Consider the following 14961-nt stretch of genomic DNA (forward strand, 5'->3'; position numbering starts at 1 on the left):
CACACCGTAACTAAGTCGCTTCCCTTATCAGGACACACACCGTGCCACTGGCTAGGTAGAACAAATAGCCCAGTGATGACTTACCGAACATCCCCTTAGCAGGACACACACCGTTGTTGAGGCTGTCATCACTCTCTTAATGGGACACACACCTTAGTTGATACCCTTAGCAGGACACACAAGATAAATTGTTAGGTTGAAGTTCTGAACGGCAAAATAGACAAAAAGTAGGATAAAAAACGCCAGCTTAGTGGCTGGCGTTGGTCTTGAGTCAATCAGTAAGGGAATACAATTTTAGACTCAAATGCTTAGAGTGATTCGGTGAAGGTACGGGCAATCACATCTTGTTGTTGCTCGGTGGTTAAGGAATTAAATCGCACCGCATAACCAGAAACGCGAATGGTTAGCTGAGGGTAGTTCTCAGGGTGTTTCACCGCATCCATCAAGGTATCTCGGTTAAGCACGTTCACGTTCAAGTGCTGGCCGCCTTCTAACCCTTGCTCGTGGTGGAAGTAGCCATCCATTAAGCCAGCCAGGTTGTTGCGCTGTGAATTTTCATCTTTACCTAAAGCATTTGGCACAATAGAGAAGGTATAAGAGATACCGTCTTTCGCGTGGGCAAATGGCAATTTACCGACAGAGGTTAATGAAGCCACCGCGCCTTTTTCATCACGGCCGTGCATAGGGTTAGCCCCTGGTGCAAATGGCGCTCCTGCGCGGCGACCATCTGGCGTGTTACCGGTTTTCTTACCATAAACCACGTTAGAGGTAATGGTTAAGATTGACTGGGTTGGCTCGGCATCGCGGTAAGTTTTTAGTGAACGAATCTTGTTCATAAACACTTCGACCAATTGACAAGCGATGTCGTCAACACGTGGATCATTGTTACCAAATTTCGGGTAGTCTCCGTCAATTTTGAAATCTACCGCAATGCCGTCTTCATCGCGTATTGGGGTAACTTTTGCGTATTTAATTGCAGACAATGAATCCGCCGCGACAGACAACCCAGCAATACCACAGGCCATGGTGCGTTTTACATTGAGATCGTGCAGCGCCATGAGTGATGCTTCGTAGCTGTATTTATCGTGCATGTAGTGGATGGCATTGAGCGCGGTCACATATTGTTTGGCTAACCAATCCATGAAGTGGTCCATTTTATCCCACAATTCATCGTAGTCGAGCACTTCACTTTCGATGCGTGGCATTTGTGGGCCAACTTGGATTTTTAGCTTCTCATCAATACCGCCGTTAATGGTATAAAGCATGGTTTTGGCAAGGTTTGCACGAGCACCGAAGAACTGCATTTGTTTGCCGACCACCATAGGCGAAACACAACAAGCAATCGCATAGTCATCAGACTCAAAATCAGGGCGCATCAAATCGTCGTTCTCATACTGAATGGATGATGTATCAATAGAGACTTTCGCGCAGAAGCGTTTGAAGCCATCGGGCAATTGCTCAGACCATAACACGGTGATATTTGGCTCAGGACTTGGGCCCATAGTGTAGAGGGTATTGAGGAATCGGAAGTTAGTACGAGTGACCAACGTACGTCCGTCAAGGCCCATACCACCGACAGATTCGGTTGCCCAAATCGGGTCACCAGAGAATAACTCATCGTATTCAGGCGTACGTAAGAAACGCACCATACGCAGTTTCATCACAAAGTGGTCGACCAACTCTTGCGCTTCTACTTCGGTTAATACACCAGCGGCGATATCGCGTTCAATATAGATATCGAGGAAGGTAGAGGTTCTGCCCAATGACATTGCGGCGCCGTTTTGAGATTTGACTGCGGCTAAGTATGCAAAGTAGGTCCACTGTACCGCTTCTTGTGCGTTTTGCGCTGGGCGAGAAATGTCACAACCGTATTTGGCGGCCATTTCTTTAATTTGGCCCAGAGCACGGTATTGCTCTGAAATTTCCTCGCGCAGTTGCATTGTCATTTGTAGATCTTCACCATTTTCGAACTTCGCTTGCAAAGACTTGAACTGCGCTTGTTTGTCTTTCATCAAGAAATCAATACCGTAAAGGGCGACACGGCGGTAGTCACCAATGATACGACCTCGGCCATAAGCATCAGGTAAACCGGTCAATACGCCTGACTTACGGCACTTCATGATTTCAGGAGTGTAAATGTCAAACACGCCTTGGTTATGCGTTTTGCGGTATTCGGTAAAAATGGTTTTGACTTGAGGGTCTAACTCGCGACCATAGGCTTGGCAAGAGCTTTCCACCATACGGATACCGCCGTTGGGAATGATGGCGCGTTTGAGTGGCGCTTCGGTTTGCAAACCAACGATTTTTTCGAGGTTTTGGTCGATGTAACCGGCATCGTGTGCGGTGATGGTGGAAATCACGGATGTGTCGAAATCGACTGGGGCATGCGTGGCATTTTCAATTTTTATGCCCTCCATGACTTTTTCCCATAATTGATTGGTGGCGGGGGTGCCCTCACTGACTAGGAATGACTCATCACCTTGATAAGGCGTGTAGTTTTTTTGAATAAAATCACGAACGTTGACTTCTTGTTGCCATTCGCCGGCGACAAAACCTTCCCATGCGTTTGCAAATTGCTCTGACATGTCATACCTACCTTTTTGTTGTTCAAGCGAGCATCTTGTGACACTCGAGAAAATTAAAACACTTATTCATCAATATGTTATTCATGGATAAATGCTCTTTTGGCTTTAACTGTCTTGCCTTTCGAAACCACAATAAAATAAAAAAAAGTCGCAAACCTTAAACTAAATCAATAAATGCTCAACTTTTGAAATAAAAATAGGGGAGCCAGTGTGCCGCCCACTTGATGTGCTAGACAGTTTCAAATAAAGCCGGCGGATTGACTCAATCGCCGACTTGTCAGTGGTTACTTTTTATCACTCGAGATCAAAACCAGGCCTTAATACCAAATTGAGGCTCAAGCATGCCCACGGCTAACATGGCGAGTAAGCAAACAACCAATACGGCGCCGGGTATAATGATGCGATCGAGTTTAGACAATGTTGTCGCGCGCTTTTTATCGCCAATCAGCCCATTGTTATCGAGGAGCATGGTGAGTGCCCAAGCAAAAACGGGGTTGACGACAGCACTACCGAAAATACAAATGCCCGCTGCTTGTGAGTCTTTGCTGTCGCGCACCATTTGCATGCCGGCTTCGAGAAGTGGCAAAAATACGCCGACCAATAAAGCAATGCGCATGACAGGTGGCCACACGGCAACGTCCATCGGAAAGCCCAATATCGCAATCAGCATCACCAGTAGGCCAAGCAAAATAGCACCGCCAGGGATAGGACGTTTGGCGATGGCCGCTGGGATCATATACGTGCCCCAAGAGGAGGTGACATTACCGCCGCCAAGTGCGGTACCTACCATCTGACGAATCGAGCACATGGTCATGGTGTCATCGACATCCATAAGAACTTTTTCAGTTTTTTTCGGGTAGTTCATTTCTTGGAAAATTCGGTGACCCAAAAAGTCAGGCGACCACATGGCAACGGCTAAGATGGCAAAAGGCAGAGAGGCAACAAAGTGATGCAAAGTTGGCATTCCCAGCATCCAGCCTTGTTCTTGACTGCCCCACCAATAGACAGGGTTTAAGTTTGGTAGGCCCATTTGGGTTTCAAAGACCAAATCAAACCCAGCACCGAAACTCATGGCGAGTAAAAATCCGCATACCGCGCAGACTGGGATCGCCAGCCAGCGTTTGTTGATTTTAGCGAGAAAGGCGTAAAGGATAATATTGACGCCAAGAACAATCAGGCCGATATAGCCCAAACTGCCGGCTTGGTGCTGGGCACTTTCTAACCCTTTAGCCCAAGCTTGAATGGCGGTGATTTGGCTTAACGTTCCGGTAAATCCAAGGTAAAGCAGTAAGCCGCCCGCAGTGCCTTGCGAAGTTAAATTGACTAACTTTGAACCGCCCTTAAAGTAGCTCAGTAATAAACCAAATACCCCCAGTAATATCGCTAGCGCTAATGGATGAGCGCCAGCCAGGGCAATAGCGCCAATCAATGGGATCATCGGGCCGTGGTTGCCGGCCAAGTTGGCTCTTGGGTTGACAAAACCCGAGGCGATGACGCAGAAAAACAACGCCGGGAAGAGCATTTCGACTCGCGAAACTTCGATAGCAAAAGCCTTACCTAACGTAATGTGATCCCAAGCGGCGGTTAAGCCTTCGGCCCAACTCATCATCACAGCCGAGTACATGGCGATGATGCCGATGGTACCAGCAATGGCCGGGACGAGGTCTTCCCATTCAAAGCGAAAGTCACGGCCGGGCAAGTTGAGGCCATAGCGTCGCGGTTTCATGATTTGTAATTCGTGATCCAAATAATCACTGCGCGAGGCAAACTCACTGGCAGGACGATGTTTTGCCTGGTAGCTATTGTCTTCGCTTTGATCACAAGGGGGGCTTTTGACCGTGCTGTCTAAGATGTCTGACATAAAAAATTTCCTATTAAGATTAAAATTGGATTCAGACCAGTTCTGATGAATTTGTTAATTGAGGCCAGTCTAGCAGTGGCCCGTTAATCGCCCTTTGATCAAGATCAGTGAAGAGTAAACATTCATAACCTGGCAATAGGTTGTTGCTTAACGTCAATAAGCGGCATTTATGTGAAGTGCGTCAGACATTAAATTCATTCAACGTCATATAACTTGTTTATCGTTATCAAAAGCGTCGTATAGCGCTGGTAAAGCGATGGCGATATTGATGTTTTTTAGAGGCGCATCAATCTTGCTGATAAAAGCTGGTGTGATATTTGCTTTAGTAAATATATCGACATGCATTGTGACGAATAAACGTCGTCTGTATTAATGAGAGAGATAGTCTTTCTCGGCGTTGTTTGTACAGCAATGTTGTTTTTAATGAACAGTTTATAAAATTTATGGCAATGGCGGCATTGACGAGTGGCGAGATTTTGCCGGACAAAAAAGGGTGAGGGAATGAAAAAACAGACTATGTTGCCGCTCGCGGCGTTAGTATCAGCAGTGTTGGCAGGTTGCGGCGGCGGAAGCGGCGGCGGCGGTGGGGGCAGTAGTGCCAGTACCACCAATTACAGTATTGAATTCGTGTATACCGAAGAATCAGACACCTTAGTCAATAATGCACAAATTTACGATCGTGTTGTTGATACTGATACTGGCGAAGTTACAGGGTACTTGTATGCTTATGACATAGGAAGTGCGCTTGATAACAATATTTCAATTAAGTTTTCTGATTCGGATGGTATTGTGCAATCCACAGAGTCGATTGATGACGGCAGCATCACCTTCACCGACGCTGATATACCGGATGATGGTTTTGTTACTATTGTCGAGGTATCGAATGGTACGGATTATGCCACCACTTTTTCTAAAGGTTATTTAGAGGCGAATGCGAATCTGACCTCTATGGTATTAACAGTTCAGACACAATTAAATGCTGACAATTATAATGAAGTAACAGGGAGTAATAACTTAACGGTTGAGAGTGTTGACAGTTCATACTCTTCTAACGGTGATATCGGCGGCAGGGATATTGAAGCAAGTAAATTTTACACTTCAACGATAGACGCATACACAACAAATAGTTTGTCTGTATCCAGCTCAGATGGGTTTTATGCCCTTAGTGATGATATTACCAGTGTGGCTCAATATAGCGACGATGCTCAGCAAGAACTCTTGCAGTACGCGTTTGACGATTGGGGCACTGATACCATTACCATGACGTATGCAGACGACTCAGATACCTTTACGCCAAATAACTTTTATGACACTGTGACAATTGGTATTGAGTACAAAGATACCTATAAGTCATTGTCTGAATTAGATGCTTCGACCGATAATGAAACTTTAACTTACTATCATCCAAGTGATGCTGGTGATGATGAAAATTGGTATGTCTACGCCAGTGGCAGTGATATCAACAGCGCTGGTTGGAGTGCTGGGTTTAATCAACACATTGATGAGTCGACCTGGGATGTCACTGTTGATGAGGCTTCCTTATTCACTGGTATGGTTTCTTTAGGTGATAGTACAGATAGTAGTCTAAATACAGACGGTGCCATTGAAGTTGATACCAGCAACTCGATTCAAATTAGTGAGGATAATATTGCTCTTGTTAGAGTTGCATGGAGAAATGGGAATTCAGATAACCCACTGCTTAAACAACACACTTTGTATACCGAAGCGAATGAAGAAGGCATTTACATACTTCCAAACATCGTAGATATCGATACAGATGACATTTCCGGTGTCACCATACAAGAAAATTATTGGTTTACTGCTGAATCAGGTGATCTCGATAGTCGTTATGCAATGACTCGTTTCTTCCCGAGTAGTGATGATAGCTGGGACTTTAATGACACAATCGAACAAGATTACCATGCGTTACTATTGACTGAATCTACCCGCCATGAACTCGAAGCGGAAAGCTTTACAGTTAACTATTTAGCCTTAGAGCATTAATCCACCCTATTCTCTGGCAAGACATAGTGATTCATATAATGCGGCTTAATCAGCCGCATTTTTTATGTGTAAAAACAATTTTGTCAGAATAATTTTACCAGGACACACACTTTTAGCTTGATGCACTTTTTTAGTGGGACACACACCGTTATCGCCGCGATCACCTTATCTTCTTAGCGAGACACACACCGTCAAGAAATGTAACAGGACACACACCTTTCATTTTCCGTTTAGGTGTGTGTCCTAGTAATGGGTGACGATAATGGCTTTGTTGGTAGCGAGACAGTGGGCAGGATTTTGTGTTTAGAAAGCCAAATTTGCGCCGGCAGTCAAACTGGTTGAGTAATCACCGTTGTCTAACCACTGATAGTGAATGGCAGCACCAATGGTTAAGTTTTGCGCCGATGGAGTTGAAAAACTCACCCCTGCGCTGGCATAAGGTTGAATGTCATCTTCCTTGGTGGTTTCTTGACTGCTGGTTGTACTGTTCCAAAACGTGGTTTCGCTTTCAATATAACTTCCGCCCGCTTTGCCATAAACTGAGAACCATCCAACAGGCTGATCGACACGCAAGCCAACACTGTAGGCATCGTACTGTTTTGCAAAGTCATCACTGTTGTCGTCGACACTGCTATCCAACGTTTCAACGTGATGCCAATTGATATCAACCGAGAGAAAACGAGAAAGAGGCTGATTAAAACCAACTTGATAAAAGTAACCGGCTTCTTGTTTCCCATCGTGCTGAACCAAGCTGGCGCCCGTATTAGCGTATAAATTACCGATGTTAGCTAAAGAACTAGCCGGTGAAAGTAAACATACAAGACTGAGAGGTAAAATATTTTTCATTGTGATCATCACCATTAAATACATGTAAACGTTAATCTCATAACATTAAAAATAGACGCAAATTAGGGACCACCTCTGCGTTATTTATTCAGCAATCTTCATTTATGTGATGGACGAATCAAGTTTATTGTATTTGAACAACAGATAGGTTATCGGGACACACACCAAATGAGAGCCCAAAGTGTGTGTCCCGATAAAAAAGAAAAGGTGTGTGTCCTGTTTAAGGAGTATCAAGACACTCCGACCAATAGCTTTTGCTTCCAGTCACAAATTTTCATTCTTATACGTGTCGACTAAAGCGTATAAAGGTTACGTTTGCGCGCAAAATCCTTCTCTATGCCTTTAAATTTGTTGGCTCAATGTGACGATAAGACATGCCATGGCGTGAGACTGAGGATGAGAAATGACAACACCGAGAAAACAACAGATCTGCTTAGAAGCCACGCCCTATTACCACTGTATGTCACGCTGTGTACGGCGTTCTTATTTATGTGGACAAGACCCGTTAACCGGAAAGTCTTATGAGCATCGCAAAGGGTGGATTGAAGAGCGAATTCATGCGTTAGCCGCTATTTATTGCATAGATATTCTGGCTTATGCGGTGATGAGTAACCACTATCACTTAGTCGTGAGAATCGACAAACACTCGGCGGAGCAATTAACCGATTGGGAAGTGGTCGAGCGGTGGAGTCAGCTGCATTCACTACCTTTATTGATTGAGAAGTGGCGCTTACATTTACTCGACGATCAGAGTGAAACATTATTATGTCAGCAAATTATCGATACTTGGCGACAGCGGTTATGCGATTTAAGTTGGTTTATTAAAGAGTTAAATCATTCCGTGTCTATACAGGCTAATCGCGAAGACCAATGCAGTGGCCGATTTTGGGAAGGGCGTTATAAATCCCAAGCACTTCTCGATGAAAAAGCGTTACTTACGGCGATGGCGTATGTCGATTTAAATCCCGTGAGGGCAAATGTAGCAAATACACCTGAAAAATCGAACTTTACATCGATAAAGCGGCGATTAACATCGATTAAAAAGCCTTCAATTGTCAGTCGTTTAGCGCTTTTTTCTGATTCAAACGACGACGGCGCGATTCCCTTTCAATTCACTGAGTACCTCGTATTATTAGATTGGCTAGGGCGGCAAGTTCGAGAGGATAAAAAAGGGCACATTCCGCAAGACTTACCACCCATTTTGGCCAGACTCAATCTTTCACCTGAACAATGTTGCCATTTGTGCTTATCTTTAGGCCATCAACCTAGGCTTTGGATTGGCGTCAAACAAAGTATTGAACGCGCAAAAACAATCTTAAACAAATTGAGAATGCGAGGTTTTGTTATTGAATCTGCGGTTTGATACGCCGTCAAAGCAACATGGGTAACAGTGACCAAGCTAACATATTATGAAATATATATGTCTTTAGATGAAATGAAGTAATTCATTAACAAACAGCTTCTTTATGCATGGCAGTACATAATTATGCGTGCCATGTCGCATAAGTTTGGGGTTTAAGTGATTAGTTATTCATCGATAGTGGCGTTTTTGATTATTGCAAGTTTTGAACCAGAGTGATAATTTGTTCCCTTAGGTCTGGAAGGCCAGCCACAACCGAAGGATAGGGAGTAAGCGCATGACTGCAGTAGCAGCGCTCGATATCAAAAATCTGCACAAAACATTTGGTCATAACGAAGTTCTCAAAGGCATTTCACTACAAGCTCACAAAGGCGACGTTGTTTCAATCATTGGCTCTTCCGGCTCGGGAAAAAGTACATTTTTGCGTTGTATCAATTTACTCGAACAACCAACTTCAGGTGACATCTCCGTCAATGGTGAAACGATTGAGATGAAAACCAATCGCCAAGGTATTATGGTGCCTGCCAACGATAAGCAAGTACAACGCATTCGCTCTCGTTTAGCGATGGTATTTCAGGGCTTTAACTTGTGGTCTCACATGACGGTTTTAGAGAACGTTATTGAAGCCCCAGTACACGTTCTCGGTGTGAGTAAAGATAAAGCCATTGTTGAAGCAGAGCAGTTTTTAAACAAAGTCGGTTTGCTCGACAGAAAAGACACTTACCCTGGCCATTTGTCAGGTGGGCAGCAGCAAAGGGTTGCCATCGCAAGAGCTCTAGCTGTTCACCCTGAAGTGATGCTATTCGATGAGCCGACCTCGGCATTGGATCCTGAGTTAGTTGGGGAAGTCTTAGGCGTGATGAAAGATCTTGCTAGCGAAGGCCGTACTATGTTGGTCGTCACTCATGAAATGGCCTTTGCTCGCGATGTATCAAACCATGTTATGTTTTTGCATCAGGGTAAAGTAGAAGAGCAAGGTTGCCCGAAAGAGCTATTTCAGCAACCAAAATCAGAGCGTTTAAAGCAGTTTATTTCATCTATCTACTAACAATAAAGATGAACAAAAACCATTATTAGGAGAATAAGGATATGAAAAAGTGGTTATTAGCGGCAACGATTGCTGCAACAGCAGTAACAGGTGTCGCACAAGCTAAGGATTGGAAAGAAGTACGCTTTGGTATTGAAGGTGCTTACCCTCCGTTTAGTTGGACTGAACCTGATGGCTCTCTCGCTGGATTTGATGTCGATATGGCCAACGCTTTATGTGAAGAAATGGCAGTGAAGTGTAAGATTGTTCCTCAAGATTGGGATGGTATTATTCCGTCTTTGCTCGCACGTAAGTACGATGCGATCATTGCTGCAATGTCCATTACTGAAGAGCGCCGTAAGAAAATTGACTTTACCCATAAGTACGCACTTATTCCAAATAAATTTATCGCAAAAAAAGACGCTGGCTTAACGTTTTCTAAAGAAGGACTAGATGGCGTTAAGATTGGTGTTCAACGCGCAACCACTCACGATAAATACCTGACTGATAACTATGGCGATTCTGTCGACATTGTTCGTTATGGCTCATTTGATGAAGCTTATTTAGACCTAGCGAATGGTCGTATTGCCGCAGTGTTAGGTGATGCTTCTGCACTTGAAGAAGGTGTATTGAAGAAAGAGGGTGGTGAACAGTATGAATTTGTTGGCCCTTCGCTTACGGATCCAAAATGGTTTGGCGAAGGCTTTGGTATCGCAACGCGTAAACAAGACAAAGATCTAACCGAAAAACTGAATGCCGCGATTGATGCAGTTCGCGCAGATGGTACTTACAAAAAGATCCAAGATAAGTACTTTAATTACGATGTATACGGTGATTAATCTCTGAATTAACCGAAGTACCGACGGCCTCAGCGGAGGCCGTTTTTATTCAAAGTGATTAATTTATCCCGATAAAAAATGGAAATTATCATGCTAGATTTGCACGGTTATGAAGGCGCAATATTAAAAGGCGCTTGGTTGACCATCCAAGTTGCTGTGTTGTCACTCGGACTGGCGATGATACTAGGCCTGTTAGGTGCACTAGCGAAGCGCTCTTCATCTATTATTGCTAGAACTATTGCGACACTCTATACCACGGTCATCCGCGGTATTCCTGATCTTGTGTTAATGATGTTGATCTTTTTTGGTGGGCAGATTTTGCTCAATAATTCACTGTATTCGATGAATGAATGGATCAATCAATGGATGACATCTTCTGATCCTAATCACGAATGGACATCTTATTTACCAGATTATATTGATGTTAGCCCCTTTATCGCAGGGGTGATCACCATAGGCTTCATCTTTGGCGCTTATATGGCTGAGACTTTCCGGGGTGCGATGATGGCGGTTGATCGCGGTGAGCTTGAAGCGGCAAAAGCGTATGGGATGAGCCCAAGTATGGCTTTTAGGCGAGTGATGCTACCGCAAATGGTTCGCCATGCCTTACCAGGATTTGGCAACAATTGGTTAGTTCTGCTAAAGACAACCGCATTAGTTTCGATTATTGGGTTGGAAGACATGGTACGTGTGGGCTCTTTAGCTGCGGGTTCAACCAAAATGCCATTTACTTTTTATATGACCGTTGCGGTTATTTTCTTGATATTTACCGCTGTTTCTTCCGGTGTGCTCAAGTGGGTTGAGCGAAAGTTTACTTGGCATACGAGGTAAGTAATGGATTTTTCACTAGTTTATGAAAGTATTGATGTATATTTGGACGGCCTTTGGACCACGGTTTGGTTGGTTGGCCTATCGTTGCTATTGGGTATTATTGTGGCGATTCCACTGGCGTTGGCACGCAATAGTCGCTTCTGGTGGCTTTATTCTCCAACCTGGGCATACATCTATTTCTTTCGTGGTACCCCGTTACTGGTTCAACTTTATTTGATCTACTATGGTATGGATCAATTCTTTCCCGTTAAAGATACCCTTTGGCAACATGCCTGGTTTTGTGCTTTAGTGTCGTTTGTCCTTAACACGTCAGCTTACACCGCTGAAATTATTCGCGGCGCGATTAACGGTTTGCCTAAAGGGGAAGTGGAAGCAGCCAAAGCATATGGTATGAGCCCGGTAAAAGCCTATCAACGTATCGTATTACCCAGTGCGCTAAGAAGAGCATTACCTGCTTACAGTAACGAAGTGATCTTCATGCTTCATGGCTCTGCCGTTGCTGGCATTGTTACCATTATAGACTTAACGGGCGCAGCGAGACTGGTGAACTCTCGTTATTATGCCCCTTTTGAGGCTTTTTTGACCGCCGGTTTGTTCTATATGATGCTGACATTCACCCTTATCTGGTGTTTTAAAAAGGCTGAGCAACGGTTTTTGGCCCATATGCAAGCAAGAAACTAGCTTTTTACTCGTAGCTTAAGCAAGCTTAATAGGACACACACGGTAAATAAAAAGGATCGCATTACGCGATCCTTTTTTGTTTGAATGATACTAATATTTAACCGGGCATTACTTAACGGGACACACACCATTAGACAAACTAGGGTGTGTGTCCCGTTAATATTTTTAAAGTGTGTGTCCCGTTAATGAATTAAGCGAAAGTAGACCAAATCGGGGCGTGGTCGGATGGCTTTTCAATACCGCGCAGTTCGTAGTCGATGCCGCTTTCTTGGCACTCAGCAGCCAATGAGGTCGTGGCGAGCACTACATCAATTCGCAGACCTCGGTTATCATCAAAACCGCGCGAGCGATAATCAAACCACGAATATTGCTCCGTGGCCTCTGGGTGGAGGCGCCTAAAGGTGTCTTCTAAGCCCCAATCGAGCAAGGTTGCTAGCCACTCGCGCTCTTCGGGTTGGAAAGAGCACTTACCTGTTTTGAGCCAGCGTTTGCGATTGGGTTCGCCTATGCCAATGTCTTCATCTTTCGGGCTGATGTTGATATCGCCCATCACAATCAATTTGTTCGATGGATCATGATATTGATTGAGATAACACATTAAATCTTGATAAAACGCGCGTTTATAAGGGTATTTTGTCTCGTGATGGATATTGTCCCCTTGTGGGAAGTAGCCATTGAGAATAGTGACTTCTTCACCCTTATCGTCTAGGTAGGTACCGATGATCATGCGTTTTTGATGATCTTCGCTGTCGGTCGGGAATCCTTTTTCGATTTTTATCGGCGCCTGTTTACTGAGCAAGGCGACACCGTAATGCGCTTTTTGGCCATGAAAACTGACGTGATAGCCCATTGCTTCAACGGCTTCGATAGGGAAAGCTTCATCATGGACTTTAATTTCTTGCAATCCAATGACATCGGGGTCGTGTTTGTCTATCAGCGCTTGGAGCTGATGCAGTCTGGCTCTTAAACCGTTGATGTTAAAACTGATGACTTTCATACAAATTCCTAGTTTCGACTAAATAATATCAATGTGGGGATAAAGGTTACTCTTCTTCACCTTCGTCTAAATACCAAAAACCGCGATTGACCAATTCTGTTAATGTTAAGACCAACTCTGTGGTCAGGCCTTGTGTCGCTCCGAAAACCTCGTGGTTGCAAAGAGAGTCAATGGCCCATTGATCTTGAGTTGAGAAAGACCACACCTCACCGTGAATGAAACAACAATCTGGCAACTCGTTATAATAGAGACTTTTTAGACCCGACACCTTGTACAACTCACCACCTTCGGATAAATAATGATAAAGCTCATCGCTTTGCCAAGGCGTTTCTGGCTCAATAATATTGAGACTGTGACGGGGCAAGCTCAGCTGTATACCAATACTTTCGGCAATGACATGAGGCTGCTTTAATTGTGCTGTCATCATGTCGGTCAAGCGACTCATCGCCAGAGGAGATATCTCACCATGATTGACCGATGGCATGAGGTCAGGGGCGTGCCAGTGCGCTTTGGCGATGTCTTGCTCGATCAGGTGATCGGCAAAATGGCTCATCAGCTCTTGAGCGTTTGGCGAACGATAGCCGACGGAATAACTCATCGAATCTGTGATACTCACCGCTTCATGAGGAAAACCTGGTGGAATATAAAGAATATCTCCTGGATACAAAATTTCGTCAATAATTGCATCAAAATGATCAATTTGTTTGAGTGCACTTGCTCGGTGATTCGCTTGATATTGACCTTGATCTTTAGGGCCAACACGCCAACGTCGTTCTCCGCTGCCTTGAACAATAAAGACATCATACTGGTCTATGTGAGGGCCAACACCGCCGCCCTGAGCACTAAAGCTACTCATAACATCATCAAATAGCCACTGTGGGAAAGCGGTAAAAGCACCGGCAAGCTCGGCAATATTCGGGTGCCAATGGTTAGAGGCTTGGATCAACAGTTGCCAATGACTGCTCGGCAGTTGTGTTAAGGTTGTCTCATCAAATGGACCGTGTTCTACACGCCAGTCATCATTGGCATTACTGACCAAACGAGAGTCAATGTCTTCTTCCATCGCCAAGCCTGCTAGTTCATCAGCAGTGACGGGGTCTTGAAAGTCTTTAAACCCTCGGCGAATTAATGTGGGTTCTTTATGCCAATAAAGCTGCATAAATTGGTCGAGGTCAAAGTTAAATGAGTACATATTGCTCCTAGGATGACTGTTTGTTTTTTAGATCGTTTTCAACGATTTTTAATGCCTTTAATGCCGTTTCAATCTCAATCTGGTTACTTTCTAAAAGGTAGATGAGATCGACAGCCAATTTTACTTCGTCGGGGGCGTTGTCTAATGAAGCGTTTGTCTCAGTCATGATTGATTTTTTTCTCGATAGCTAATTTGGTTTTCAATTTTGACGATGGCCGCTTCACAGCGAGCCAATCTTTGTTCCATGGCCAGTAATCTTTTTTGCGCCGCGGTCCTTTCTGATGTTGTGGTTCGCTCGACTTGAAATGTTTGATCGCGAACCATTTCTTTGAGTCGTTGACGCCATTGTTGGTGTTGGGCAAGATCTTGATATATGGCGTTAAGTGGTTTTTGTTTTAGATGCGTTGGTTTGATTTCTCGAGTACGAATGGTACTGGTCGCCAGCTCTCGGCTGATAGCGCTGTGCTGAGCAAATAGTTTTTCGCTTAAGTATTGCGCCCGTTCAACTGTCAGTTTTTTCGCTTGATACTCTCGTTGCAGGGTCGTTAATGTCGACTGCAGTTCTTGTACGCAGGGTTGTAAAAAATGCGATTGGGTCTGAAATAAGTGTTGATCGAATAAAAAATCGTGATATTCCCCACGGGCGCGATCGAGTTGGGCGGCTTGTGTGTTCATCGCAGCAATTTTTTGTGCGTAGCTTTCAAAGTCGATCATAAAGTCGCCTTATCTTCGAAGGAG

General features: G+C 44.4%; 13 protein-coding genes. 6 read left to right on the forward strand and 7 right to left on the reverse strand.

What is annotated here, in order from left to right; genetic code table 11:
- Positions 1 to 308: 308 nt before the first annotated feature.
- Both pflB and AB0763_RS05680 read right to left on the reverse strand, forming a co-directional pair.
- Complete coding sequence (pflB, locus tag AB0763_RS05675) at positions 309 to 2585, reverse strand: formate C-acetyltransferase (protein WP_306101706.1); 2277 nt, start codon at positions 2583 to 2585, stop codon at positions 309 to 311.
- A 304-nt stretch (positions 2586 to 2889) separates the two neighbouring features.
- Entirely contained in the window at positions 2890 to 4446 is a 1557-nt protein-coding gene (locus AB0763_RS05680) for a DUF3360 family protein (protein WP_306101705.1), read from the reverse strand.
- A gap of 501 nt (positions 4447 to 4947) precedes the next feature.
- Between AB0763_RS05680 and AB0763_RS05685 the strand changes: the two genes are divergently transcribed.
- Positions 4948 to 6450 carry a hypothetical protein gene (locus AB0763_RS05685; RefSeq protein WP_306101704.1) on the forward strand — a complete coding sequence of 501 codons (1503 nt, stop codon included), beginning with the start codon at positions 4948 to 4950 and terminating at the stop codon, positions 6448 to 6450.
- Between the two features lie 303 nt (positions 6451 to 6753).
- Here AB0763_RS05685 and AB0763_RS05690 read toward each other — a convergent pair whose 3' ends face one another.
- A complete protein-coding gene (locus tag AB0763_RS05690) occupies positions 6754 to 7296 on the reverse strand; it encodes a hypothetical protein (RefSeq protein ID WP_306101703.1) in 543 nt (180 codons plus the stop codon).
- A gap of 403 nt (positions 7297 to 7699) precedes the next feature.
- Here AB0763_RS05690 and AB0763_RS05695 point away from each other — a divergent pair, with 403 nt between their 5' ends.
- The 5 genes from AB0763_RS05695 (at position 7700) to AB0763_RS05715 (ending at position 12034) form a co-directional block, all read left to right on the forward strand.
- The gene (locus tag AB0763_RS05695) at positions 7700 to 8659 is read left to right on the forward strand and encodes a transposase (RefSeq protein ID WP_306101702.1); all 960 of its coding nucleotides are present in this window, start codon (positions 7700 to 7702) and stop codon (positions 8657 to 8659) included.
- Positions 8660 to 8933: 274 nt separating this feature from the next.
- Positions 8934 to 9704 (forward strand): ABC transporter ATP-binding protein, encoded by a 771-nt coding sequence (locus tag AB0763_RS05700; protein WP_306101701.1) that lies wholly within the window; start codon positions 8934 to 8936, stop codon positions 9702 to 9704.
- A 41-nt stretch (positions 9705 to 9745) separates the two neighbouring features.
- The gene (locus AB0763_RS05705; RefSeq protein WP_306101700.1) at positions 9746 to 10522 is read left to right on the forward strand and encodes an ABC transporter substrate-binding protein; all 777 of its coding nucleotides are present in this window, start codon (positions 9746 to 9748) and stop codon (positions 10520 to 10522) included.
- Positions 10523 to 10612: 90 nt separating this feature from the next.
- Positions 10613 to 11353, forward strand: coding sequence for an ABC transporter permease (locus tag AB0763_RS05710; protein WP_306101699.1), 741 nt, complete (start codon positions 10613 to 10615; stop codon positions 11351 to 11353).
- A gap of 3 nt (positions 11354 to 11356) precedes the next feature.
- Positions 11357 to 12034: an ABC transporter permease gene (locus AB0763_RS05715; RefSeq protein ID WP_306101698.1), complete on the forward strand. Its 678-nt coding sequence runs from the start codon at positions 11357 to 11359 to the stop codon at positions 12032 to 12034.
- Positions 12035 to 12224: 190 nt separating this feature from the next.
- Here AB0763_RS05715 and xthA read toward each other — a convergent pair whose 3' ends face one another.
- From xthA to AB0763_RS05735, 4 genes are read right to left on the reverse strand one after another with little or no spacing between them, the layout of a single operon-like run.
- Positions 12225 to 13031 (reverse strand): exodeoxyribonuclease III, encoded by an 807-nt coding sequence (gene xthA / locus AB0763_RS05720; protein WP_306101697.1) that lies wholly within the window; start codon positions 13029 to 13031, stop codon positions 12225 to 12227.
- A gap of 46 nt (positions 13032 to 13077) precedes the next feature.
- The gene (locus AB0763_RS05725) at positions 13078 to 14223 is read right to left on the reverse strand and encodes a cupin domain-containing protein (RefSeq protein WP_306101696.1); all 1146 of its coding nucleotides are present in this window, start codon (positions 14221 to 14223) and stop codon (positions 13078 to 13080) included.
- Positions 14224 to 14230: 7 nt separating this feature from the next.
- Positions 14231 to 14389 (reverse strand): pleiotropic regulatory protein RsmS, encoded by a 159-nt coding sequence (gene rsmS, locus AB0763_RS05730; RefSeq protein ID WP_306101695.1) that lies wholly within the window; start codon positions 14387 to 14389, stop codon positions 14231 to 14233.
- Positions 14386 to 14937: a primosomal replication protein gene (locus tag AB0763_RS05735; protein WP_306101694.1), complete on the reverse strand. Its 552-nt coding sequence runs from the start codon at positions 14935 to 14937 to the stop codon at positions 14386 to 14388. Before AB0763_RS05735 ends, rsmS begins: the two co-directional genes overlap by 4 nt.
- Positions 14938 to 14961: the final 24 nt, after the last annotated feature.

This window comes from Vibrio sp. HB236076, assembly GCF_040957575.1.
Taxonomy (GTDB): Bacteria; Pseudomonadota; Gammaproteobacteria; order Enterobacterales; family Vibrionaceae; genus Vibrio.

Coding starts and splice junctions, on each gene's coding strand:
- AB0763_RS05700 (WP_306101701.1), top strand. CDS start 8,934: ATGACTGCAGTAGCAGCGCTCGATATCAAAAATCTGCACAAAACATTT.
- pflB (WP_306101706.1), bottom strand. CDS start 2,585: ATGTCAGAGCAATTTGCAAACGCATGGGAAGGTTTTGTCGCCGGCGAA.
- AB0763_RS05725 (WP_306101696.1), bottom strand. CDS start 14,223: ATGTACTCATTTAACTTTGACCTCGACCAATTTATGCAGCTTTATTGG.
- xthA (WP_306101697.1), bottom strand. CDS start 13,031: ATGAAAGTCATCAGTTTTAACATCAACGGTTTAAGAGCCAGACTGCAT.
- AB0763_RS05685 (WP_306101704.1), top strand. CDS start 4,948: ATGAAAAAACAGACTATGTTGCCGCTCGCGGCGTTAGTATCAGCAGTG.
- AB0763_RS05735 (WP_306101694.1), bottom strand. CDS start 14,937: ATGATCGACTTTGAAAGCTACGCACAAAAAATTGCTGCGATGAACACA.
- rsmS (WP_306101695.1), bottom strand. CDS start 14,389: ATGACTGAGACAAACGCTTCATTAGACAACGCCCCCGACGAAGTAAAA.
- AB0763_RS05705 (WP_306101700.1), top strand. CDS start 9,746: ATGAAAAAGTGGTTATTAGCGGCAACGATTGCTGCAACAGCAGTAACA.
- AB0763_RS05690 (WP_306101703.1), bottom strand. CDS start 7,296: ATGAAAAATATTTTACCTCTCAGTCTTGTATGTTTACTTTCACCGGCT.
- AB0763_RS05695 (WP_306101702.1), top strand. CDS start 7,700: ATGACAACACCGAGAAAACAACAGATCTGCTTAGAAGCCACGCCCTAT.
- AB0763_RS05715 (WP_306101698.1), top strand. CDS start 11,357: ATGGATTTTTCACTAGTTTATGAAAGTATTGATGTATATTTGGACGGC.
- AB0763_RS05710 (WP_306101699.1), top strand. CDS start 10,613: ATGCTAGATTTGCACGGTTATGAAGGCGCAATATTAAAAGGCGCTTGG.
- AB0763_RS05680 (WP_306101705.1), bottom strand. CDS start 4,446: ATGTCAGACATCTTAGACAGCACGGTCAAAAGCCCCCCTTGTGATCAA.